General features: G+C 36.3%; 19 protein-coding genes. 7 read left to right on the forward strand and 12 right to left on the reverse strand.

What is annotated here, in order from left to right; all coding sequences use genetic code 11:
* Nucleotides 1-126: 126 nt before the first annotated feature.
* The 4 genes from ACIP9C_RS16520 to ACIP9C_RS16535 all read right to left on the reverse strand — a co-directional run bounded on the left by ACIP9C_RS16520 (nucleotide 127) and on the right by ACIP9C_RS16535 (nucleotide 4,405).
* The gene (locus tag ACIP9C_RS16520; protein WP_401012355.1) at nucleotides 127-2,127 is read right to left on the reverse strand and encodes a catalase; all 2,001 of its coding nucleotides are present in this window, start codon (nucleotides 2,125-2,127) and stop codon (nucleotides 127-129) included.
* Between the two features lie 174 nt (nucleotides 2,128-2,301).
* Nucleotides 2,302-3,036, reverse strand: coding sequence for a glucose 1-dehydrogenase (locus ACIP9C_RS16525; protein WP_401012357.1), 735 nt, complete (start codon nucleotides 3,034-3,036; stop codon nucleotides 2,302-2,304).
* Nucleotides 3,037-3,139: 103 nt separating this feature from the next.
* Nucleotides 3,140-3,772 (reverse strand): TetR/AcrR family transcriptional regulator, encoded by a 633-nt coding sequence (locus ACIP9C_RS16530; protein ID WP_401012359.1) that lies wholly within the window; start codon nucleotides 3,770-3,772, stop codon nucleotides 3,140-3,142.
* A 93-nt stretch (nucleotides 3,773-3,865) separates the two neighbouring features.
* Nucleotides 3,866-4,405 carry a TetR/AcrR family transcriptional regulator gene (locus tag ACIP9C_RS16535; RefSeq protein WP_401012361.1) on the reverse strand — a complete coding sequence of 180 codons (540 nt, stop codon included), beginning with the start codon at nucleotides 4,403-4,405 and terminating at the stop codon, nucleotides 3,866-3,868.
* A gap of 168 nt (nucleotides 4,406-4,573) precedes the next feature.
* On the opposite strand from ACIP9C_RS16535, the gene ACIP9C_RS16540 reads away from it, so the two are divergent.
* The gene (locus tag ACIP9C_RS16540; RefSeq protein ID WP_401012363.1) at nucleotides 4,574-5,968 is read left to right on the forward strand and encodes a DHA2 family efflux MFS transporter permease subunit; all 1,395 of its coding nucleotides are present in this window, start codon (nucleotides 4,574-4,576) and stop codon (nucleotides 5,966-5,968) included.
* A gap of 306 nt (nucleotides 5,969-6,274) precedes the next feature.
* Nucleotides 6,275-8,611 carry an RNA polymerase recycling motor HelD gene (gene helD / locus ACIP9C_RS16545; RefSeq protein WP_401012365.1) on the forward strand — a complete coding sequence of 779 codons (2,337 nt, stop codon included), beginning with the start codon at nucleotides 6,275-6,277 and terminating at the stop codon, nucleotides 8,609-8,611.
* 78 nt (nucleotides 8,612-8,689) lie between these two features.
* Here the strand turns inward: helD and ACIP9C_RS16550 are convergent, their stop codons facing one another.
* The 3 genes from ACIP9C_RS16550 to ACIP9C_RS16560 all read right to left on the reverse strand — a co-directional run bounded on the left by ACIP9C_RS16550 (nucleotide 8,690) and on the right by ACIP9C_RS16560 (nucleotide 12,764).
* Entirely contained in the window at nucleotides 8,690-10,006 is a 1,317-nt protein-coding gene (locus ACIP9C_RS16550; RefSeq protein WP_401012367.1) for a DUF4179 domain-containing protein, read from the reverse strand.
* Nucleotides 10,003-10,509: a sigma-70 family RNA polymerase sigma factor gene (locus ACIP9C_RS16555; RefSeq protein ID WP_401012369.1), complete on the reverse strand. Its 507-nt coding sequence runs from the start codon at nucleotides 10,507-10,509 to the stop codon at nucleotides 10,003-10,005. Before ACIP9C_RS16555 ends, ACIP9C_RS16550 begins: the two co-directional genes overlap by 4 nt.
* Nucleotides 10,510-10,760: 251 nt before the next feature.
* Nucleotides 10,761-12,764, reverse strand: a complete 2,004-nt coding sequence (locus ACIP9C_RS16560; RefSeq protein ID WP_401012371.1) for a YhgE/Pip family protein — start codon at nucleotides 12,762-12,764, stop codon at nucleotides 10,761-10,763.
* Nucleotides 12,765-12,886: 122 nt separating this feature from the next.
* Here ACIP9C_RS16560 and ACIP9C_RS16565 point away from each other — a divergent pair, with 122 nt between their 5' ends.
* Nucleotides 12,887-13,768, forward strand: coding sequence for a LysR family transcriptional regulator (locus ACIP9C_RS16565; RefSeq protein WP_401012373.1), 882 nt, complete (start codon nucleotides 12,887-12,889; stop codon nucleotides 13,766-13,768).
* Nucleotides 13,769-13,843: 75 nt separating this feature from the next.
* On the opposite strand, the gene ACIP9C_RS16570 is transcribed toward ACIP9C_RS16565, so the two are convergent.
* Nucleotides 13,844-14,719: a LysR family transcriptional regulator gene (locus ACIP9C_RS16570; protein ID WP_401012375.1), complete on the reverse strand. Its 876-nt coding sequence runs from the start codon at nucleotides 14,717-14,719 to the stop codon at nucleotides 13,844-13,846.
* Between the two features lie 319 nt (nucleotides 14,720-15,038).
* Here ACIP9C_RS16570 and ACIP9C_RS16575 point away from each other — a divergent pair, with 319 nt between their 5' ends.
* Nucleotides 15,039-16,466, forward strand: a complete 1,428-nt coding sequence (locus ACIP9C_RS16575) for a YfcC family protein (RefSeq protein ID WP_401012377.1) — start codon at nucleotides 15,039-15,041, stop codon at nucleotides 16,464-16,466.
* 152 nt (nucleotides 16,467-16,618) lie between these two features.
* Nucleotides 16,619-18,031, forward strand: a complete 1,413-nt coding sequence (locus ACIP9C_RS16580; protein ID WP_401012379.1) for a M20 family metallopeptidase — start codon at nucleotides 16,619-16,621, stop codon at nucleotides 18,029-18,031.
* Nucleotides 18,032-18,115: 84 nt separating this feature from the next.
* On the opposite strand, the gene ACIP9C_RS16585 is transcribed toward ACIP9C_RS16580, so the two are convergent.
* Nucleotides 18,116-18,607: a hypothetical protein gene (locus tag ACIP9C_RS16585; protein WP_401012381.1), complete on the reverse strand. Its 492-nt coding sequence runs from the start codon at nucleotides 18,605-18,607 to the stop codon at nucleotides 18,116-18,118.
* Nucleotides 18,608-18,813: 206 nt separating this feature from the next.
* Between ACIP9C_RS16585 and ACIP9C_RS16590 the strand changes: the two genes are divergently transcribed.
* A complete protein-coding gene (locus ACIP9C_RS16590) occupies nucleotides 18,814-18,963 on the forward strand; it encodes a hypothetical protein (protein ID WP_401012383.1) in 150 nt (49 codons plus the stop codon).
* 129 nt (nucleotides 18,964-19,092) lie between these two features.
* Nucleotides 19,093-19,311: a hypothetical protein gene (locus ACIP9C_RS16595; protein ID WP_401012385.1), complete on the forward strand. Its 219-nt coding sequence runs from the start codon at nucleotides 19,093-19,095 to the stop codon at nucleotides 19,309-19,311.
* 212 nt (nucleotides 19,312-19,523) lie between these two features.
* On the opposite strand, the gene ACIP9C_RS16600 is transcribed toward ACIP9C_RS16595, so the two are convergent.
* The 3 genes from ACIP9C_RS16600 to msrB form a co-directional block, all read right to left on the reverse strand.
* Nucleotides 19,524-21,254, reverse strand: coding sequence for a cache domain-containing sensor histidine kinase (locus ACIP9C_RS16600; protein ID WP_401012387.1), 1,731 nt, complete (start codon nucleotides 21,252-21,254; stop codon nucleotides 19,524-19,526).
* Between the two features lie 3 nt (nucleotides 21,255-21,257).
* Nucleotides 21,258-22,025, reverse strand: a complete 768-nt coding sequence (locus ACIP9C_RS16605) for a response regulator transcription factor (protein WP_401012389.1) — start codon at nucleotides 22,023-22,025, stop codon at nucleotides 21,258-21,260.
* A 279-nt stretch (nucleotides 22,026-22,304) separates the two neighbouring features.
* The gene (msrB, locus tag ACIP9C_RS16610) at nucleotides 22,305-23,417 is read right to left on the reverse strand and encodes a peptide-methionine (R)-S-oxide reductase MsrB (RefSeq protein ID WP_401012391.1); all 1,113 of its coding nucleotides are present in this window, start codon (nucleotides 23,415-23,417) and stop codon (nucleotides 22,305-22,307) included.
* Nucleotides 23,418-23,432: the final 15 nt, after the last annotated feature.

Here is a 23,432-nt window from a genome sequence, read left to right on the forward strand (position 1 = left end):
TTTAGGGAATTTACGGAATGCAGGGGATGTTTAAGGGTAAAAGTTATGTAAGTAAATAAGATAATCTAATGAATAAAGCCTATCCAAACAACTGAGTTTTGGATAGGCCTTCTTTTATTTTTAGTTTTATCGATCCCAGAATCGACCTTGGGCTATGCCTTCAATAAAGGATTCAATTGTAGAGTCTTTTAAATTGTAGACACCCGATCCCTCAAGTTTTATCCTGCAAGAATCTAATGCTTGAGGATCATTAAGGTCAAAGGCTAAAGGTTTATTATGTTTAAAGGTTGTTTCTATAAACTCTAGCACAGGTGTTTGAATAGGAGATTCACTACTGATGACTAAAACAGCATCAAAAAGGCTTGGGTCTGTTGTGTCATAAGTATCGGTTACTTTAAGGGAATCGTCGAATTGAGATACCTTTTTATCGATGATACTATAATTTAAATTTTGTTTAGCTAAAGTCTGAAGCCATTCTGTTAGAAGGGATTCCTTAGGCTTTCCATTCAATAAAATCGCGACATTTTTCGTATCTGGTTTAAAGATAGTATTAGCCATGCTAAGTGCGGGCGATTTTTTATCTGATTGTATTTCAAGATTTGTCTTAGGCAATGCCACTCCAATATTGTTGGCTACTTCTTGAGCTAATTGATGGTCTATATGATTTATAAGGTCAATTGCATTTGTTTTTACGGCATTCGATTTACATTTGCCAAGTTCGAAACTAAAGGCATTTTTAATATGTTGTTTCTCAAAAGGAGCCATACTGTTATAGAAGAGCTTCGCTTGTGAATAAAAGTCTAAGAAGCTTTCGCTACGACCTCTAATCTTATTGCCATCAATTTTTTCTTGATAATGCTCGTAGCCTCCTTCTTCGGCAGAAACAGGAGCTGGTTGATTGTCATTTAAGCCGTTGCGATGATAGCTCGTTTGTCCTCGGAAAATTGCCATTTGGTGCATACCGTCACGTTGATTGTTTTGAAAAGGGCAGACTGGTTGATTAATTGGGATCTGATGGAAGTTAGGCCCTCCTAATCGAGAAAGTTGTGTATCGGTATAAGAGAATAATCGTCCTTGTAAAAGAGGGTCATTTGAGAAATCGATACCAGGTACAACATGCCCAGGATGGAAAGCAACTTGTTCTGTTTCAGAAAAGAAATTATCTACATTCCGATTTAGAGTCATTTTGCCGACTATTTTTACGGGAACTTCTTCCTCTGGCCATAATTTAGTTGGATCTAATATATCAAAATCAAATGCATGCTCATCTTCTTCCGGAATTACCTGTAAACCGAGCTCCCATTCTGGAAAGTCTCCTTTTTCAATCGCTTCATACAAATCTAGTCGATGGAAATCAGGGTTTTTACCTGCAATTTTTTGTGCCTCATCCCAAACTAATGAATGTACACCTAGAGTAGGCTTCCAATGGAACTTCACAAAATGGGCTTGTCCTTTAGCGTTAATAAGTCGGAATGTATGAACGCCGAAGCCTTCCATCATTCGTAAGCTACGAGGAATGGCACGATCACTCATATGCCACATAATCATATGAGCTGTTTCTGGATTTTGCCCGATGAAATCCCAAAAAGTATCATGAGCACTAGCACCTTGTGGTATTTCATTGTGTGGTTCAGGTTTTACCGCATGGACGAAATCAGGGAACTTAATGGCATCTTGAATAAAGAAAACAGGCATATTGTTGCCGACTAAATCATAATTACCTTCGTCTGTATAAAATTTAGTGGAAAAGCCGCGCACGTCCCTCACTGTGTCATTTGATCCCCTAGATCCCTGTACTGTCGAAAAGCGGACAAAGACAGGTGTGATTTTAGAGGGATTTGTAAGGAAATCAGCCTTTGTATAAGCTTCTAATGATTCATAAAGCTGAAAAATACCATGTGCGCCAACACCACGTGCATGAACAATACGTTCAGGAATACGTTCATGGTCGAAATGAGTCATTTTCTCACGGAAATGAAAGTCCTCCATAAGGGTAGGACCCCTTAAACCTGCTTTTAAAGAAAATTCATCCTCTGCCATTTTTAATCCTTGATTCGTCGTTAAGGCATGTTTTCCTTGGTTATCAATGATATGTTTCTTTAATTGTTCAGTTTTTTTATTTTCCATTTGAATCCTCCTCAAAGTCATCTTACTTTAATGCATTCCCTTTTAATTGGAATAAAAACATATGGTGTTATTTCAACGATGCTAAATGAGGGGGAAATAGGAGATATACAGCACGCCCATAAAAAAAAAGCCCAATTTTCTTTAATAGAAAATTGGGCTTTTTTTTATCAAGTATTATTGTGCAGTTAAGCCGCCATCGATAACGAATTCTGAACCTGTTGAGTAGCTAGAATCATCAGAAGCTAGGAATAATACCATATTAGATACTTCTTCTGGTTGAGCTACACGTTTTAATGGAATATGTTTAGAGAATTCTTCTACTGCAGCTTTTGTATCTGCTTGTACAACCATTGGTGTTGCGATAACGCCTGGGTGTACAGAGTTTACGCGAATACCCATTGGTGCTAGATTGATTGCCGCTGCCTTAGTCATACCACGAACAGCGAATTTAGTATCTGTATAACCAATAGCGCCAGCAACTAAGCCGTTCATTGAAGAAATGTTGACGATTGAACCGCCACCAGCTTTCGCCATTGAACCTGCAACAGTTTTCATACCTAAAAATACAGACACTTGGTTAATGTCTACAATACGTCGGTATTCTTCTAATGTCACTTCTAGCATATTTTTCGCCATTGTAATACCAGCATTGTTTACTAATACGTTTACTGGACCGAAAGTTTCTTCTGCTTTCGCGATAACTGTAGCCCAATCTTCTTCAGAAGTAACGTTTTGTTTAACGAAAATAGCATTTTCTCCTAATTCAGCTGCAAATGCATTTCCTTTTTCCTCATTTAAATCTGTTAAAATAACTTTTGCACCGTTTTCTACGAATAATTTTGCGTGTGCAGCACCCATACCTTGTGCAGCTCCTGTAATTATTGCTACTTTACCTGCTAAACGACTCATTTAAAAAGCCCCCTAAAAATTAAAATTTGATAGTTAACTATCACTTTTCTACTTCCTAGTTAACAACTTTCGCGTTCGAATGTCAATTCAAAACGTTCGTCATTTATTGTGGTCGAATAAAAGATAAAAATACATCCTTCATCAACTCCAGTTGCTTGTCCGTAGATAACAACGTGGAGAGGTTTGGCTCGTGGGTTGTTAGGCTTGATTTAAATGTAAATAAACTAAAATTTTGCACCATCGTCATGATAAATAAATCTAAATCAACATCATGTCTTAATGAGCTATCTTGTTTTCCTTGGTCAGCCAATGTGAATAAAATACCAGCCAATTTGTTTCGTGCAAAAAAATATTCTGCATATTGCTCAGATGATTCGGTAGCAATTTTTTCATGTAAATCAAAGGACTCAAAAAACTTTGCTAGCCGTAGCTTAGGGTCCTTTGTTCCACTTATATAATAATCCAAAATTTGTTTAATTTTTTCATAAGCAGGTATTGTTTGCTCAACAATCTGCTCTATATGCGTCGCCATGTCATTAGTAATAGTATTTGAGGCTGCAATCACTAAATACTCTTTTTTAGGGAAATAACGAAATATTGTCGCAATCCCAACACCAGAAGCGTCCGCGACATCTTGCATTTGTATATTTTGAACGCCATGTTCCAAAAATAAATCTTTTGCAATTTGGATAATATGTTGACGGCGTTGTTGTTTTTGTTGTTCTCGTTTACTCATTTTCGTCACTCCAACTGTTCTTCATACATTAATTGTAGCATGCTTAACACACACCAACTTGTATTCATGTTTATTGCTATTTTTGTATATTTATTAAGATTTATACATAAGGTGAATTTGTTCTGCTATATAATCAGAACTTAAATGTAGCCCATTTTTTAACCACCACATTATAACGCCAACTATCGAAGCTGTTTTGATTTGAGAATCAACATAGACCTTTTTAGTTGTTTTAGTATTTTTATTTCTGCGAATTTCGATTAACTTTTTTAATAATTGGAATAAATGATTTTCAAATTGTTCGAGTTGAAAAAGAATGAGTAGATGATGTCTTTGTGTATAAAGATAATCTAGTAATTGAATCAATTGTTTTTTTTCGTCGATGCCCTGAACTTGAATAAGCGCTTCAATTTTTTCAGTTAGCTCCTGTAAAATTTCCTGTGTTAATTGCGTAATTAGGGCATCGATATCTTGATAATGTAAATAAAATGTTGTTCGATTTAATAACGCCTTTTGTGTCACCTTTTGCACAGATAATTGATTAATGGTTAGTCCATTATTTAAGAGGGTTAAGGCAGCACTTTTAAGCATTTCCTGTGTTCTTATGGCACGCGGATCCTCTTTTTTAGTCATTTTTCTCATTCCTGTCTATCATTATAGATTTTATATACAGTTTGCTTCAAATTGTCTAGTAGTCGACAGTAAATACTATATTGTTCATGGTCAACTTAGTAAATTTCTTGTTAAGATATTTTTTAGACAATGTGTCGATAAAATTATGATAGCGTTAGGAGTTCTATTATGCAAAATGAAATATCTGCTCGAATGAAAAAGCTTTTGCTTTTTGTAATGATTGCAGGATGCTTCTTTTCTACATTGAATCAAACATTACTAAATGTGGCACTTAGTGATTTAATGGTTATTTTTGATGTAACCCCTACAACCATTCAGTGGTTAGCGACAGGCTTTATGTTAGTGAATGGTGTGCTAGTCCCAATCACTGCCTTTTTAATGAAACGATATTCAACTCGCCAGTTGTTTATCAGTTCTATGCTTTTTTTATTAATAGGATCTATTGTTGCTGCAAGTGCAATGAATTTCGGAATGTTACTGACAGGACGTATGATCCAGGCAGTTGGGGCAGGAATCATTATTCCATTAATGATGACAGTCATTGTTTTTTTGTATCCCATGGAAGAGCGTGGAGCTGTTATGGGGAAAGTTGGATTTGCCATTATATTCGCTCCAGCAATTGCACCAACTGTTTCAGGCTTTTTTGTTGAATATTTGTCTTGGAGATGGCTATTTATTGGCTTGATTCCATTTGTTTTGCTAATTATTTTGTTTGCCTATAAATATTTATTTAATGTAGTTGAGGGGGCAAAAGTAAAATTAGATGGATTAAGTGTTGGGTATTCAACAATCGGATTTGGATTTTTACTTTTTGGGTTCAGTATTGCAGGAAGTAGAGGATGGGCTGATTGGCTTGTTATTACATCCCTTCTTTTAGGAATCATTGTGACGTTTTTATTTTGTCAGCGCCAAATGTCTTCAGCTGAGCCATTATTAAATTTGACGGTATTTAAATATAAAATGTTTTCAATGACAACGCTTGTTAATATAGCCATTACCATATTAATGTATGCGGATTTAATTTTACTACCAATTTATTTACAAGATGGTCGTGGATTTACTGCTTTTGAAGCTGGTCTTTTATTGTTACCAGGGGCATTAATAAATGCAGGTTTATCACCGGTAACGGGGAAAATGTATGACAAATATGGTGCAAAGCCATTATTTATAGTAGGCATGAGTTTAATCGTTTTGTCGATGTGGGCAGTAATTGATTTATCTGCTTCTACTCCATATATGTATTTACTTGTCCGCACAATTATATTACGAATTGGGTTAGCTTTTATTACAATGCCTTTAAATACAGCAGCCTTAAATGCACTACCGAAAGAATTAGCTTCACATGGCTCAGCGGTTAATAATACGATTCGTCAATTAGCAGGAGCAATTGGCACAGCAGTGATTGTGACAATCTATACAATACAACTAACAAAGGTTTCAACTAGCACAAGTGGAGGTTATGCTACCGCAACTAACACGACTTATTTCACTATGCTTATCGTAGCCATTATTGCATTTGTTGTTGTTTGGTTTGTGCCAAAAACTAAAAAAGTAAGTAACTAACTAAACATCGATTGCTTGCAGTGAGCGAATAAGTAAAAGCACCGTTCTAGGTTGTAGAGCGGTGCTTTTTTGCAAATAAAAAAACACTCCTAGATGTCGATTGCGAAGTGTTTTTACGCTATGTTAAATGTTTATTTATATAGAAATAGAAATCATGGTTAATCCATTGATAAAAACATGAACATGTGTTAAATTTATATAGATAGGCACTTTATTATTAAAAGGATATATTATCCCTATCTTAATTATAAAGCATTGTTTTTTATAAGTCAACCCCTATACTTACATTTTTAAGGAGTGAATGCGATGAAATCGGAGTTTCAGCAGGAGCAAAAACGATTAGACAATGTAATGGAGACTATTTCAGAGCAACTGAGTAGGTTGGAGAAAGAAACTTTACAGCGTAAGAACGAAGTTGTAAATATTCGCAAACATTTTTGGGATGAAATTAAGGTGAATATGGATACCTTCGACGATTATCTTGAGACGATTATCGGCTTAAGACAAGAAACGCAAGCACTGTCTGTTAGTCAAAGCACCCACAAACATGCGTCTAAAAGATTGTCTACGTTACGCCGTATGCAGAAGGTTCCTTATTTTGGCCGAATTGATTTCTTAGAGGAAGGTACGTCAGCTCAGGAACAGGTCTATATAGGTATTTCTTCTCTTATGGATAAGAGTGGGGAGGATTTCCTTATCTATGACTGGCGATCTCCTATCTCAAGTGTTTACTACGATTACTCGCCTGGTCCTGCCCAGTACTCGACACCTGAAGGCATTATCCAAGGGGAGTTGGAGAAAAAGTGGCAATATCTTATTCGCGATGGTGTTCTTCAATCGATGTTTGATACAAGTCTCACTATCGGAGATGAGATTTTACAGCAAGTTTTGGGGCAAGGTACAAACAAACATATGCATAGTATAGTTGCGACGATTCAACAGGAGCAAAACCGAATTATTCGTCATGATCATGGGAGATTGCTTATAGTTCATGGTGCCGCTGGTAGTGGCAAGACATCTGCAGCTTTACAGCGAATAGCTTATTTGCTTTATAAATATCGGGATAGATTAAATGCTGATCAAATTATTTTATTTTCACCTAATGCAATGTTCAATAGCTATGTATCCAATGTGCTACCTGAACTTGGTGAAGAAAATATGCAGCAAGTTACATTTCAGGAGTACTTACATCACCGATTAAGTAAAGAGTTTTATGTTGAAAATCCTTACGAGCAATTGGAATATGTTTTAACAGCAGCAAATAGTCCAGCATATAAATCAAGAGTAGCGAGCATCCGATTCAAAGCATCTACACGTTTTTTTGAAGTCATTAAAGCATACAGAAAATCGCTGGAGTACTCCGGCATGATATTTAAGGGCATTAACTTCAGAGGGCAGCCGATTATTACCGCGCAACAAATCGCTGAGCAATTTTATAGTAGTGACGCTTCACTTAAGTTTCATAATCGACTGGAAAAGTTAAAGGAATGGATCTTGAAGGAAATAAAAGAAATAGAAAAAGTCGAATGGAAGAAGGAATGGGTACAAGAAGAAATTGAGCTGCTTAGCAACGAGGAATACCATAAGGCACGTGTCTATTTAGCTAAAAGAAAGGGCTTTGCAAGAGAGACAGTAGCCGATTATGAGATGGAGCCTGCTAAACTTGCACGATTAATTGTATCCAAGAAATTGAAGACATTGCGGAAACGAATTCGAGCGTTGCAGTTTATCGATATTAAGGAAATTTACAAGCAGTTGTTTATAGACCCTATGCAAATAAAACAGTGGATAGAGGGAGAGACACCAGTGGAGTGGGAGGCTATTTGCCACGCGACGTTGGAAATGCTAGACGAAGATAAACTATTTTACGAAGATGCAACTCCGTTTTTATTTATAAAAGAGTTAATTCAAGGTTTTCAAACGAATAGCTCGATTAAGCACATACTCGTTGACGAGGCACAGGACTATTCACCATTCCAATTTGAATTTTTAAAGCGATTGTTTCCTTTTGCGAAAATGACAGTATTAGGTGATTTTAATCAGGCAATTTTTGCGCATGCGAATGAAATGATTGATTTTAATATTCTTAGTAGCTTATATGGACCGGATGAAACAGAAGTTATCAATATGACCCGTAGTTATCGCTCTACAAAACAGATTGTCGAATTTACCCGCAGACTAGTACCTAATGGCGAACGGATTATTCCTTTTGAACGTGAAGGCGAGCTACCTGTGCTGACACAATTAGCTGATCGCACAGCTTTGCATCACTGTATTACGACTAAGGTCGAAGCTTTGCGAAGTGATGGCTATAACAGTATCGCCATCATATGTAAATCTGCCGAGGAGAGCAAGCATGCATATGAAGCTTTGTCTACTATTGAGGGTATTAAGCTTATAAAAAATGGCTCACCCGAGTATGAGCAAGGGGTTGTCATCATACCTTCTTATTTATCCAAAGGAATTGAATTTGAAGCTGTCATTATCTATGATGCATCGGAGCAAATATATGGCGATGAGAGTTTACGTCGAGTTTTCTACACAGCCTGTACGAGAGCAATGCATAATTTACAGCTTTACAGCGTAGGTGAACCGAGTCCCCTTTTGCGCAATGCCTTAGAGGATTATGAAATTAAAGTTTAAATGACGAGTAATGAACGAGGATAATGTGAAAAGCCGATTCTAGCGTATTTTTAGAATCGGCTTCTTTAGGATTACTATTTATTTAAGTTCCACTTGAATACGACCAACGCCATTTAAATATTGGTCATAGCGCGCAATTTCAAGCTTTACTGGATTAACAGGGAGATTTTTAACATTCTCCATATTAAATTTTTGTGTAACTAATAGATAGTTGTCGTGCTCAGAAAATGTTGCACTATTTGAATAGTAAATTTCACCATTAGCGTCAATTAAATGATTAAACATACTTCTAAGTTCATTTTTATTGGAGGATAATATTTTATATTGAATTTCGAAGTTATCTATTATTTCAAGCTCGGTATTAATATTCTTAGGCTGAGCAATAATTTCCTTTTTATCAAAATCAATTACTACCGATTCATCAGCTTTATTAATAGCCTCGATTTCTCGAAATTCAATCGTAATACTTTTTGGGATACGGAAAAAATTGCTCTCTAGCATGATGCTAAATTGTTTATCTTCATAATTACCAAATCCAGAATAACCGTTTCGAATTTTGCCCCATTCCTCTTGATGTTCATCATATATACGAATATCGTCAAAGTTTAATATTTTCTTAGAATTCGATGAATCAATCGACATTTTCAATTCTGATCTAATCGGAGAAATTATTAGCTCATGAATGGTAAAGCTTTGCCCATCGACAGTTAAATGTTTATTAATAGGGTATTTTTTCGATGCTTTAATGTCGTTTTTTAATGTAAATGGCATTTCAAAGACTGTTTCTGGATGATCGCTAAGCGATAATGTAATTTCAAAATTTTGCGATGAATAATTCATACCTTGGCTTGCGGCCACTTCAATTGTATTTTCAACTTCAAATGTTCCTTCAGGCTGAGCTGACCAACTACTCCCTACAGATGCATAGATTTGTTCATCTTGCTGTTTGACCTCTGTAGAGACGCCAGTGATATTCGCTAAGTCTTCGTCTGATTGAAGCTTATAGGAAATGATCATTCCTGATTCATCTGCCACAACACTTGTAATCGTAAGGGTTTTTCCATTAATCGTTTGACTCACATTAATAGGCTCGTAATATTCGTTGTTAATAATATCTTTAATGCCTTTATCTAATGCAATCATTTCAACAAGTGGTTTTAATACTGGAATTTGTGCCATCGTATAAGCAAGAGCGGGCGATACTCTAATGGAACTAATAAGGGCAATCATGATAATAGCAGCAGTAACCGCAAATTGTAAAAGTCGTTTATGGCGAGTTCTCTTTTTTAATTGCTTGTATGCAATGACCTGTTTATTTGACTGCAATGTCTCCATAGGCACTGATTCAAGTAATTCTATATATCTTTGTTGTTGGTCATTATCCAACTGACTCATGAAATGCCCCCCTCTCCTAATAAATGACGAAGCTTCTTTAATGTTTTATGTAATCTTGATTTAACCGTGCCTTCAGGTATTTTTTGTAACGTGGCAATTTCGCTGTTTTTTAAATCTTTAAAGTACTTCAAATGAATGAGCTCCTGTTGCTCAATTGGTAGCTTTGCAATGACATCATTGAGTTCAAATAGTTCCGCCATTTGCTCGGGCTGAGCCACTATATCATCTGTTACGACAATCCGTTTTTGCTGTCGTTTCATCATTAAACATGTATTGATAACAATGCGTACGAGCCAAGTTTTAAAATACTGAGGCGTCTGCACTTTATGGATATTTTTTAAGCATTGATACGTCATTTCTTGTAGTGCATCATTTGCATCATGTTCATTTTGCATATAGCCATAGGCAACACGATACATAGCTTCTTTATATATTTGTAAAAGCAGTAGCTGTGCCGCTTCATCTCCATTAATCGCTTGTTTGGCAAGTTCGATTTCGTCCATCTCCATGCCTCCTTTAATGATTAGATGCACCAATTAAATAATTCGTTCATTTAATTTTATAAAATTTTAAAATCAGTTTATAACTTTTAGGATAAGACAGAGTAGACAGTTTGTTGGATGTAGGGGGAGATATAATTTTGATTTGATTATATGAAGAACCGTATCACAAGTAAATAAAGTATGCCAATTAGATAAAGGAGCCTTTCTATTGAGGAAGGCTCCTTTTATTATGCCCTAATTTAGGAATAGCTTTATTTAGCGATTTCTACAGTTGGTTGTTCTTTATGCTGGATGTGGCTTGAAATCCAAGCAATGATGAAAGCGAGTAAAAGATAGATGAGTAAAAGTGATCCTTGTGTAACTAAGTTTGACCAGCCACCAAGGGTAATCACTTCTTGGAAACCTTTTAGTGAATGCGCCATCGGCAAAAATGCGCCAATTTTAGCTAGAATAGGGTTTCCAAGCTCACCAGGGAATGTTCCGCCACAGGTTGCTAATTGAAATACTAATAACGTAACTGCTATAAATTTACCGATATTTCCTAAAAGAATAATGAGCATTAGGATAAGGGTCATGAAAGTAAGTGACACGATCATACTTGAAAGGAAAAAGAGCGGTACACTTGCTACTTCTAATTTAAATCCTAACAGTATAACGAGATCTACAATAATTGATTGAATTAAACCAACTACGTAAACTAATCCTAATTTATTAATAAAGTGAACGGTGCCAGTCACTTTTAGAAGTTCCCTACGGCCTAGAGGCAGAATATTAGATGCCATAATGCCTCCTACAAATAAGGCAAGTGATAAGAAATAAGGTGCGATACCGACACCATAATTCGGAACATCAGATAAATCAGATTCTACCAATTCGATTGGTTGGGCAAACATCGATGTCGTTGCATCATCATATTGAAGATTAGATGTTTTTGCTGCTGCGCTATTTAGTTTTGTTGCTAATTCATTGGATCCCACTACTAAAGAAGATAGCCCATTTTGCAGTTTTGGAAATCCGTCTGATACTTTATTAATCCCACTAGATAGAGCTGTAATTCCTGTATTAAGCGTAGTAAAGCCTGTTGACCATTTAGCAAAACCACTTGAAAATTCAGTCGCTCCTTGTTGAAGTTGCTTTGCCCCCGCAGTAGCTTGAGTCATCTTTGTTCCAAATGTTTTCATGTTAGTTTCAAGAGTGGCTTGACCAGCCGCGATTTTTTTAGCAGCTACGCCTAGTTGTTGTTGACCATTTGTTAAAGTAGTTTCAGTTGCAGATAATGTCTCTGCTAAAGCAATCAATTGTTGAAGTTCCGAATCTTGCTTCGCTTCGGGATGATCTTTTATATATTGAGCTAATTGCCCGCTCAAATTACTTGCTGCTTTTGCTGCTTGTTGTTGACCTTGAACTAGCTCTGTATTTTTAGAGGACCATTCTGTCATACTTTCGCTCATTTGCCCTATTCCTGATTGAAGGGTTTGTTCAGCTCCAGTTAGTTGCTGTAGTCCACTATATAGAGAGTCAGAACCGTTTATGAGTCCTTGAGCGCCATTTGATAAGCTTTCCTGCCCTGCTGAGAGGCTTGAACTTCCTGTTTGAAGCTTTTGAGCTCCTGTATCTAAACTTTGAATGCCCTCCGCTAGCTTATCGGTGCCGCTCTGTATATCAGTCGCTCCCTTAGAAAGCTTTTCCGCCCCAGCTCCTGCTGTTGCAAAACCAGTCGAAGCATCCTGGAATTTAGTGAGAATAGATTCAGAGTAAAACTTCGTTATGCTGGCGTTAATTTTTGTTTTCATTTTTTCCACGGCTGTTGTAGTAATTTGTGAAGCTACAAAGTTTTTCCCTGGATTAATTTCATACGATAGTTTAGCTGTTTTTGGAGTTTCTTCCATTAAAGTGGTTACGCTTTTAGAAAAATCCTTTGGAATTGTGATGACCATATAATAGTCGCCTGCTTTAAGCCCTTTTTGAGCGGTGTTGGCAGAGACGAAATGGAAGTCTAATTCTTTGCCTTCCTTTAGTTCGGTAATAAAGTCATCGCCAACATGTAAAGATTCATTATCTATATTAGCTCCCTCGTCGAGATTAACGACAGCTACGGGAAGTTTGTCCAATTGCCCGTATGGGTCCCAATATCCTGCTAAAAAGAACCCAACGTAAATTAAAGGAACAAGAATTAGAAAAATAAAGGCCGTTCGCCCATGCTTATGTTTCCAAATAGCTACTAAGTCTTGCAATATTAATTGAAATCCTTTCATGAAATAATCCTACCTTCCTATTTTTAAAAGATTATTTCATAATAATCTATTATATTAATGTTGTATAATACATAAATCGTTATTACATAATAGATTTAAAGCTATACAAGAGGGGGACCAATATGGAACTTTTGCAGTTAAAGTATTTTCAAACAGTTGCCCGTCTCGAACATATGACGAAGGCAGCAAAGCAACTTCAAATTGCACAGCCATCGCTTAGTAAAACGATTTCCCGCTTGGAGGAAGATTTGGGCGTTGCATTGTTTGATCGAGAACATCGGAAAATTAGTTTAAATGAAGCTGGAAGAATTTTTTTAAACCGTGTGGAAAGGGCTTTTGCGGAATTGAATGAGGGACAAAGGGAGCTAGCTCAATTTACTGAGCAAGATCAAAAGAGTATTACATTGGCAGTAACGATTCCAAGAGTATTGCCTGCTTTATTAGGTTCATTTTTATCGAAATATCCAGATGCTCGTTTTCAACAGTTTCTAAAGTCTGTTACATCTATGAAAAAATTGTTGATGGAAGGGGAGTTGGATTATTGTATTTCCTCAGTCCCTATTGAAGGCGAAGGTATTAGATGGGAACCGCTTATTACGGAAGAAATATTTTTAATCGTACCACCTAATCATCGGTTAGCCGACAGGGAGAGTATTCAACTTGCGGAGGTGAAGGATGAAGCGTTTATTAGTATGAATACAGGGTTTGGCTTCCGAAGCTTAACAGATCAGTTTTGCCGGGAGGCGGGGTTTGTTCAAAATATTGCCTTTGAGGGGGATGAGCCTTCAGTTATTTCTGATTTAGTTAGACAAGGATTAGGTGTCGCTTTCGTTTCTGAGTTATCTTGGGTTCCGAAATCAGAGGAGTTTCCTCATAAACTACGAATTGTTGAACCATCTTGTCAACGCACAATTGGGCTAGCGTGGTCAGAAAAACGCTATTTCACGCCTATGGCTAAACAATTTCGTCAATTTGTTTTCGAATACTTTTCAACGATTGCTTAATAGAGTTAATTTACGCATTTGTTTAAAAGATGACCCAGCTATAGGGTCATCTAATATTAGGATTTTGTTCACGATTTAGTTATTACTTAGAGGACGATACATTTTACTCATTGAACTATAAAAGTCTTGTAAAATCGGATTACTTAAGTTTTTTGTTAAGGCAATGAGTTTGACCGGAATGTTTGAAGTATAGGTTTCTAAAATTGTAGCCGACCCATCCACGATTTCCTTTCTTATTCTGCTTGTCCCAATTACTCCGAGATAGGGGTGATTGAGGACGGCATTTTTTATGCTCTCATCACTATTGCAGTGAATAGTATTTGGAAAGTGAATTCCTTTGTTCAATATTTCAAATTTTATAAAGGGAGCTCTAAGGTCAACCAATACAGGATATTTTTCTAATTTGCTCTCCATTTGAGAAGTATCATTAGCAACTTTACTTGAAGAGAACAGCACTAAACTTTCATAGTCAATGCATTGATTGGAAATGTCAGAGTTTAAAGTTCTACCATTTACAATAGCAAAGTCCATCTCATTTTGTATTATCTTTTTTAAAGCCTCATCGCTACTATCTACAGAATAAACTTCTATTAAAATATCTTGGTTTCTTTTCTGAAAATTAATAATATGGGGTAGAAAAAAACGGTCACAATGTTCATCTAATGCACAAACCCGAATAACTTGCTTTTCTCCTTGAAATTCTTCGATTCTCCTTTGCATCGTAAACATCTCATTTAAGATATTTTTTGCATGCTCATAAAGAATTTCCCCAGCTTTAGTTAGTTTCCTTTTATTATCCACTTTTTCAAAGAGAGGTAAACCAATCTCATCTTCTAAGTGCTGTAGATGCTTTGTAACAGTAGGTTGTGAATAATTAAGGCGCATTGCTGCTTGAATTAGTCTTTTTTCTTCTGCTACGATTTGAAAAGTCTGAAGGTGTCTAATTTCCAATTACATAACAACCTTTCCTGTTAATTTTTGAAGCTATAAAGTAAATAAAAATGATTATATATTGCCGATTTAATTTTTGAAATATAATTATAACCCTAAATATTTAAAATAGTAATATTGAATATTCACTATTAGAATATCAATGACCTAAAATGCATTATAAAATGAAAACTATGAAAGCGTTAGCAATATTGGGTATTTTCTAAATTTTTCTAATTTTATATTTTAGCCGAGAGGATGATTAAAACTCGACTGTTTTTTGAGTTAATTCATAGTAGGACAGATTGCTTTTTACACAAATCACAAAGGGGTGTTATGTTTGAGTACTGCCAAACCAATAAAGATAGAAGAAGGTACTGAAAAGAGGAAGAAGAAAAAGGGTGGTTTGAATGCTTATGTTCTAATGTTTTTAATCATTGTTGTTCTTACGCTCTTAACCTATGTTATACCTGCTGGTCAATACGCTAGATATGAGGAAAATGGTAGAACGATTATTGACCCTACAAAATTTGAATACATCACAAATACGCCTGTAGGTTTGCTAGACATGTTTAATGCATTTCACCAAGGGATGGTCAAAGGTGCACCAATTATATTATTTGTTCTACTAATTGGTGGTGCTCTTGGAATTATGCAAGCTACAGGATCCATTGATGCTTTAATTCGATTTACTGCACAAAAATTTGGTAAGAGAAAAAAATTAATTATTCCAGTGATGGTACTTCTGTTCTCGTTACTCGGTACCCTTATTGGAGCTGCTGAAGACTCGTTAGTCTATATTACAATAGTTGCTCCAATGACCATTGCCTTAGGCTTTGATGCGCTAACAGGTGTAGCAATAGTATTTCTCGGCATGATAGGTGCTGGATTTACTGCCGGCATTACGAATCCTTTTACAATTGGTGTTGCTCAAACAGTTGCTGAACTTCCAATGTACTCGGGTATGGGCTTACGTATCGCTATTTATGTTATCTTCTACATTTTATCGGTTGCATTTATTTTACGACACGTAAATAAAATCGAGAAAAATCCTGAACTAGCTGAATACGGGAAGTTTAACCCGAATGAAAGAATTACGTTTGATGACGATTTCAAGTTAAGTAAAAGACATGCACTTTCTCTTTTAGTGTTCTTAGGCTGCTTTATAGCGTTGATTTATGGCGTTATTAGTCTTGGCTGGTACATCAGTGAAATTGTAGGGATTTTCTTATTAGGTGCAATTATTATGGGACTTATCGGAAGACTTTCTGGCAATGAAATGACGGATGCATTTTTAAAAGGATGCTCTGAAATGATTTCAGGTGCGATGATTATTGGGATTGCTAATACAATTCTTGTCGTACTTACGTCAGGCAACTTATTAGATACGATATTACATATTACTTCTAATTTACTGAATGGCCTTTCACCAAGCGTAACAGCGGTAGGTATGGCAGTTGTCAATTTCTTCATCCATTTCTTAGTGCCGTCTGGAAGTGGACATGCATCATTAGTAATGCCAATTATGGCACCGTTAGCAGACCTAGTGGGAGTAACAAGACAAACAGCTGCGTTTGCTACTGTAATGGGTGGCGGTGTTTCTAGTTTAATTATTCCGACAGGTGGCTTATTGTTAGCAGCTCTAGGTATGATGGGCATTCCTTATTCAAAATGGGCTAAATGGGTATTCCCATATGTTGCTATTCAAATTGTTATTGTTGTGATTTTTTTAATTATTGCCCAGGCAATTAATTATGGACCATTTTAATAGCAAAGATAGATCGGTATGTAGCATTGACTCTTTTCTATATTCGCCATTTTACTGAGCTGAGATGGCGAATTATTAGGAAAGTTTATTGCATTTGCTTGGATGGCTTAAAAATTTTTTAGCAAAAATAGTATTCTAACGGGGTGAAAGAAATGGATTATCGTAAAACATTATCAAAGGTTATTGAAGAAAAACGACAAAAATTAATTTCTGTAAGCGATCAAATTTGGGGTTATGCAGAAACAGGATTTGAAGAGTTCCAATCAGCAGAATTATTATGCAACACTTTAGAAGAAGAAGGTTTTACTGTAGAGAAGGGAGTAGGCAATATTGATACTGCCTTTATTGGTAGTTATGGGACAGGGAAGCCGATTATTGCTGTTTTAGGTGAATTTGATGCACTAACTGGATTAAGTCAAGTGGGTGGAGATATTCAGTATAATCCAGAAGTAACGAATGGCAACGGGCACGGCTGTGGACATAATTTACTTGGTACAGGAGCATTAGCTGCGGCAATCGCAATCCGTTCATATTTAAAAGAAAACAATCTTGAAGGTACTGTTCGTTACTATGGATGCCCTGGTGAGGAAATCGGTAGTGGTAAAACATTTATGGTAAGAGAGGGACTGTTTGATGATGTAGACTTTGCAGTATGCTGGCATCCTTGGTCTCGAAATTCTGTTTGGTCCATGTCATCTCTTGCTTGCTATGAAGTATCCTTTAGATTCAAAGGGAAAAGTTCTCATGCTGCTAGTACGCCTCATCTTGGTAGAAGTGCACTCGATGCAGTTGAACTAATGAATGTCGGCGTTAACTATTTACGAGAACATATTATTCCTGAAGCAAGGGTTCATTACGCTGTAACAAATACGGGTGGTGTTTCACCAAATGTTGTACAAGAAAAGGCAGATGTATTGTATTTTATTCGCGCACCACGCGTAGCTCAAGCAGAAGAAATTTATCAACGCATCTGTGATGTTGCAAGAGGAGCGGCTCTGATGACTGGTACACAAGTGGAAATTGATTTTGCTTCCGCTGCTTCCGATATATTGCCGAATAACACATTAGAGAAAGCAATGCATGATAACTTTGTTGCTTTAGGTGTTCCACAGTATGATGAAAATGAACAACAATTCGCGAAGGCCATTCGTGCAACTTTATCTGAGGCTGATAAAAAAGAAGATATTAAGGCTAATAAAGAACTAGAAGGCAAAGATTTAGCACATGTTATCGATCCATTTATTCCATCAAACGGAATATTGCCAGGTACGAGCGATGTTGGCGATGTGAGCTGGGTTGTCCCAACCGTACAATGCATGGTAGCATGTGAACCAATTGGAACACCTCTTCATACTTGGCAGGTCGTTTCAACAGGAAAAACTTCAATTGCACATAAAGGTATGCTGCATGCTGGTAAAGTTATTGCGGCAACTGCTATTGAAGTGCTACAAAATCCCGAAGTCCTTGAAAAAGCGAAGCTAGAATTAATTGAACAGCGAAATGGTGAGGAATACGTATGCCCAATTCCTCCTGAAGTGAAAAAGTATAAACTTCAAACTGTTTAAAATAGCTAAAATCCACTGTGCTCATTTGCAGCGCAGTGGATTTAGTGCCAGACACTCAAACAATTTTGAATATTTTTAGGGGGCTTAACACCAAACAATTACTTCATGAGGCGTAGTTTGTGCAGGAATGCTTCTTGTCGTAGGTCCATAAACAACAATGAGAGTGCGATTTGCAGGACTTTTCGAAAAAGGCTGCCCATTTATAAGTAAAATAGGCGTGTATGGTGCAAGATTTAATTGTAATTGACCATCACTACTCAACAATTGAGAATTAAAGAAGTCTACTTTTACATTTTGATAGCTGTTTTCTTTAACAATGATAAGTGCTTGATATTGAGGAGGGTAGATTAAAGGTACAGGTGCATTCCCATCATAATACCCAACAATGCGATCACCACGGCTTACAACTTCGTGATTTACAAAATAAGTAGATGGTGAAATAACAAAATTAACAATGCCGCCTGCACCATTTTCTACCGTCATTAACGTATAACATCCTTCACTTTCACCGTTTTGCCCGCCTACAAAATCATTTATCTGTGTAACGGTACCCTGAAAAAAATTAAAATTTACCATAGCCATTCCTCTCTTAAAAAAGTTTAATCAATTACTTCCCGTTTATCTTTTAATACATATCATTTTAATTTATGTCACAAGCCGTTTATGGGTGACAAGGTATGTTTCGCTTAATTTTTGATTAAAAAGGAATAATATATTTTTTTCACAAATCAATATATACTTAACAGGGACTAAAACGTAATTTTTCTAAGGAGGGGAGCCTTTTGAATTGGATTTCTAAAAATAAGAAGCCCTTTTTAGCATTCATCGTTATTATCATAATTATTGCGGGTCTGCTCGATATTAAATATGAGGGACTATTCTTTCAAATGTTACCTAAATCTTTGCAATCTTATTTAGCTAACATGCTTTAATAACGTTTCATCTTATATGCAATCTTTTTATAAATAAAAACTCATTTGCTTGGCCAAACTTTAAAATGAAAAGTATTTGAACAGATTATCTGTTTTATTACTTTTCAATAAAATCAATGGAGGATGGCTATGTCAAATATAAACACAAATTGTAACAATGCAAAAGTTAGGGACAAGCATAGTGCGAAAAAACGAGAAGTAAATCATAATGGCAAAAAGCTCTATAAAGAGGAGTTTGGCTCTGATTTCGATTTTGATGCAGCTTCAGCTCAAGCAAATAACTTTCCTGAAGCACAAGGGAAAAAAAATACCCAGCAACCGGTAAGTGAGCGGACTGCATGGCACTAGTTTTTATTTGACAACTATTCAATTCATTGAGTTAAGGACTAAGGTGTAAGCCTTAGTTCTTTTTTATTTAAAATGAATAAAGATAACTGCTGCTTTTGAAATTTTCTGCAGGAGTCGATGACTAATAAAAGGCATCAAGCACTTCTTGATGCCTATTAATAACATTTTGGTCTTTGTTGTAGAATTAAACGATTCATCTATAATACTTTTCTTTAATTCATTTCTTGTGGAATTTTAATTGTGACTGTCGTACCAATTGTTAAGCTTGAATTGATTGTGATTCCATAGCTAGGGCCGTAGTATAGTTTAATACGTTGATCTACATTTTGAATGCCAACGCCTCCAAGCTTTGTTCGCTTCTCTGTAGATTCTCTATTTAGTTGTTTGACGTCAAAGCCTTGTCCATTGTCGCGAACGATAAGCTCCACATCATCTTCAATAGGTATCGCACTAATATGAATATGACCATTACCAGGGGTACTTCGAATACCGTGATATAAAGCATTTTCAACAATTGGTTGTAGAAGAATTTTTGGCATTCGTACGTTTCGTATCGATTGATCACAGACAATCTTGTAATGTAATTTATCGCCGTAACGTTCTTTTTGAATAAACAAATATTGACGAACATGATCTAATTCATTTTCTACGGTTGTCATTTCATTCCCACCACTAAGTGATAAGCGGAAAAATTGAGCAAGTGCTTTTGTTATTTCGATTACCTTCTCACTGTCATTAAACTCCGCCATCCAAACAATTGTATCTAAAGTATTGTATAAGAAATGAGGATTAATTTGACTGTGGAGCGCACAAATTTCTGTTGCTCTTAAGTGTTTTTCCTTTTCAGTAATTTCCTGCATTAGTTTTTCAATTTGGACAATCATACTATTGAAATATTTTGCTAAACTTTGTGCCTCAAAGCATCCTTTTTCATCGATAGGTATTTCTTTTAAGCCATGTTCGATATTTTGCATCGCTTTTTCCAAACGTTGGAATGGTATCGTGATTCGTCCGGCAAATAAAGCGACACTAACAGCAGCCATAATAAAAAGAATCATGCCTACTAATAAAAAGATTTCGAGCAGCTGCCTTTTGATCATTAATAGGCCGTCTTGTGAGGAGACTCCAACAAATGTCCAGTCGGCATTATTCAGCTTATAGGTGTGCGTTAACGTATTTTTTTCTTTATCATAGCCCGCTTGATTGGTAATAATTTGCTGTAATTGTTGTTGTTTTAAGTAATTTTCGAAATACGCGGTATCCTTATGATAAACGACTTCTCCGTTGTCATTTATAATGAAAGAAAAACCATCCTTTCCTAAATCCAAATTAGCTAAAAAGTCTTCGATAACTTTATATTGAATATCGATAAGCAATACTCCAATATTTTGACCTTCAGCATTTTTTATTTCGCGGCTAACGGAGATTACCCAATTATCTTTATCCATTGAAAAGTGCTGCATGCGAGCAGATGTCAATACAGGCTTGCTGCCATTATTAACAGCTGCCACATACCATTGTTCTTTCATCATATTGCTCGACATACTCATAATTAATCCCTTTTCATTGGACAGTACTTGTCCATCTTTACTAACAATTACAACCGATTGAATGAATCGATCCGTTGCCATCGTTGTTTCAATCATAGACAGTAGATGATGCTTTATGGTAGGGTCTCGCTCTGCACTCGAAAAATATGTTACAAGCTGGGGGTTTTCAGCGAGTAAACCTGATACTGCTTTAAGACGGTCGATATAGAGGTCAATATACATACCGCTCTTTTCAACTGCCGTTTTCGTGCTAGATGTTGCTTCACTTAACACAACAGAAGCAATACTGTAATACAAAATAACGCCCATTAATAATAAAATAAGCCCACTCGCTTTTAAATAATGAAGGGCAATTTGCATGCGTAAAGTTTTCAATATATTTGATTTCTTCATCCGCTATTCTCTCATTTTTTCTCTAAATTGATTTGGAGAAATATCAAATTTCCTTTTGAATGTAGCGCTGAAATAATTGGGATCGTCAAAGCCTACAGCAGCTGCAATTTCGTACACTTTCATATCAGTGCTGAGCAAAAAGATTTTCGCTCTATCTAAGCGAATGGATAGCATATAATCTTGAAAGTTTTTACCGTATAGGCTTTTAAACAAGCTACTTAAATAAGAATTACTGAGTGCCATTTGTTTTGCTAAATAGCTTAAAGAAAAATCGACATTTGCAATGTTACGGTCTATTTCTTTTTGAATTTTAGCTTTATAGCCTGTGTCATTATTTATGTTTGTTTCATTCAAAATTCCTTCCACAAGCCGAGATAGCTCATGCTGACTTTGTGTTGCTTGAATTTTTGCAATCAGATTTTTTAACGTTTCTTGAATGTCTTTTTTAGAAACGGGTTTTAAAACGTAATCATCAATGCCTGCCTTTAATGCAGTTACGGCATAATCAAAATAATCATAGCCTGTAATAATAGCGATTTTTACATTTGGTTTAATTGTTTTTGCTGTAATGGCGAAATCGAGGCCGTTCATTTTCGGCATATTGATGTCAGCTAAAACGAGGTCAGGACTATGGTTTTTAAAGATTTCAAGAGCGGACTCTCCATTAGATGCCTCAAATACTTCAGAAATGGCAATCTCCTCAAAGTTAACAAAGGAGCGAATTCCTTTTATGATGATCGCTTCATCATCGACCACTAATAATTTGTACATCGTATCACCTCTTTGAGAAAATACTTAAAGGTATTGTCCTATCAGTAGCTCTAAGTATGCAAAAAGATTTTCTAAATCGTAAAAATCCACTGTGCTTTCCGTGGGCACAGTGTAAGCCGCAACCGTTGCTAATGCGTCGCCTGTTGCGGCTTACGTTGCGTGCGTTCCCACAGGAGCCTTCGTGGATTTTTACTTGGTGAGTAATAAATATGACTACTTGCAGTGCTAGGAGGATGCAAAATTGTTTTGGTGACTGGAACTGAATTCAAGGGTGTACTGTTATTTTGTTAGCTGTACTAAGTAACCATAACCAGCAGATTCCATTTCAGCTTGTGGAATAAACTTAATCGCTGCACTATTTATACAGTAACGCAAACCCCCACGATCGATAGGTCCATCGTTAAACACATGTCCTAAGTGACTATCACCAGCACGGCTCCTTACTTCGGTTCTAATCATATTAAAGCTCGTATCTTTATACTCAAGCACTACGGCTGGATCAATCGGCTTAGTAAAGCTTGGCCAACCGCATCTCGAATCATATTTGTCGGCTGATGAAAATAGTGGCTCACCTGTTACAATATCAACATAAATACCAGGGTCATAGTTGTCCCAGTATTCATTTGAATAAGCCATTTCCGTGCCATTCCCTTGTGTTACTCGATATTGCTCTTTTGTTAACATTTTTTTAATTTCCTCATCACTTGGCTTTGGATATAGCGCTGGGTCAATGAGGGATGGCATTTCTTGATTTTTCAATGAATCAAACTCTACATGACAATAGCCATCTGGATTTTTTTCAAGATAATCTTGGTGGTATTCTTCTGCAAGTGTAAAGTTTTTAAGTGGTTCCACTTCAGTAACAATGGGGTCCTCATAGCGTTCTTGTTCTTTCGCTACTACCTGATCAATGATTGGTTTATCTGCTTCATCTGTATAGTAAATACCTGTACGATATTGTGTGCCGCGGTCATTTCCTTGCTGATTTAATAAAGTAGGGTCAATAATTTGAAAGAAATGTGTTAATAGCTTTTCTAAATTAACTCGTTCGGGATCATAGCGGACATGAACAGTTTCTGCATGCCCTGTGTTTCTCCAAATAACATCTTCATAAGTTGGATTTTCTGTATTTCCATTGGCGTAACCTGACTCTGCATCATAAACACCGTAAACACGTGCCATATATGCTTCTACGCCCCAGAAACAACCACCTGCAAGCCAAATATCTTTTAAATTATTTGTATCAAAATTTAAGTTGACGTTTGGGTTGGCTGGATATTTAGATTCTGCTTGGGCTGTGCTTCCGCGACTAGTTAACAAAGAAGTATCGACTGAGCATGCATATAAAAATAGTAAAACACTAAATAATACACCAAATAGTTTTATATTCATTAGATGTACCTCCTT

The sequence above is a fragment of the Lysinibacillus sp. NPDC093210 genome (assembly GCF_044753985.1).
Classification (GTDB): domain Bacteria; phylum Bacillota; class Bacilli; order Bacillales_A; family Planococcaceae; genus Lysinibacillus.

Excerpts from the sequence above, each read along its gene's own strand:
- ACIP9C_RS16535 (WP_401012361.1), bottom strand. The coding sequence starts at position 4,405 with ATGACTAAAAAAGAGGATCCGCGTGCCATAAGAACACAGGAAATGCTT.
- helD (WP_401012365.1), top strand. The coding sequence starts at position 6,275 with ATGAAATCGGAGTTTCAGCAGGAGCAAAAACGATTAGACAATGTAATG.
- ACIP9C_RS16550 (WP_401012367.1), bottom strand. The coding sequence starts at position 10,006 with ATGAGTCAGTTGGATAATGACCAACAACAAAGATATATAGAATTACTT.
- ACIP9C_RS16555 (WP_401012369.1), bottom strand. The coding sequence starts at position 10,509 with ATGGACGAAATCGAACTTGCCAAACAAGCGATTAATGGAGATGAAGCG.
- ACIP9C_RS16530 (WP_401012359.1), bottom strand. The coding sequence starts at position 3,772 with ATGAGTAAACGAGAACAACAAAAACAACAACGCCGTCAACATATTATC.
- ACIP9C_RS16520 (WP_401012355.1), bottom strand. The coding sequence starts at position 2,127 with ATGGAAAATAAAAAAACTGAACAATTAAAGAAACATATCATTGATAAC.
- ACIP9C_RS16525 (WP_401012357.1), bottom strand. The coding sequence starts at position 3,036 with ATGAGTCGTTTAGCAGGTAAAGTAGCAATAATTACAGGAGCTGCACAA.
- ACIP9C_RS16540 (WP_401012363.1), top strand. The coding sequence starts at position 4,574 with ATGCAAAATGAAATATCTGCTCGAATGAAAAAGCTTTTGCTTTTTGTA.
- ACIP9C_RS16595 (WP_401012385.1), top strand. The coding sequence starts at position 19,093 with ATGTCAAATATAAACACAAATTGTAACAATGCAAAAGTTAGGGACAAG.
- ACIP9C_RS16605 (WP_401012389.1), bottom strand. The coding sequence starts at position 22,025 with ATGTACAAATTATTAGTGGTCGATGATGAAGCGATCATCATAAAAGGA.
- ACIP9C_RS16580 (WP_401012379.1), top strand. The coding sequence starts at position 16,619 with ATGGATTATCGTAAAACATTATCAAAGGTTATTGAAGAAAAACGACAA.
- msrB (WP_401012391.1), bottom strand. The coding sequence starts at position 23,417 with ATGAATATAAAACTATTTGGTGTATTATTTAGTGTTTTACTATTTTTA.
- ACIP9C_RS16560 (WP_401012371.1), bottom strand. The coding sequence starts at position 12,764 with ATGAAAGGATTTCAATTAATATTGCAAGACTTAGTAGCTATTTGGAAA.
- ACIP9C_RS16565 (WP_401012373.1), top strand. The coding sequence starts at position 12,887 with ATGGAACTTTTGCAGTTAAAGTATTTTCAAACAGTTGCCCGTCTCGAA.
- ACIP9C_RS16585 (WP_401012381.1), bottom strand. The coding sequence starts at position 18,607 with ATGGTAAATTTTAATTTTTTTCAGGGTACCGTTACACAGATAAATGAT.
- ACIP9C_RS16600 (WP_401012387.1), bottom strand. The coding sequence starts at position 21,254 with ATGAAGAAATCAAATATATTGAAAACTTTACGCATGCAAATTGCCCTT.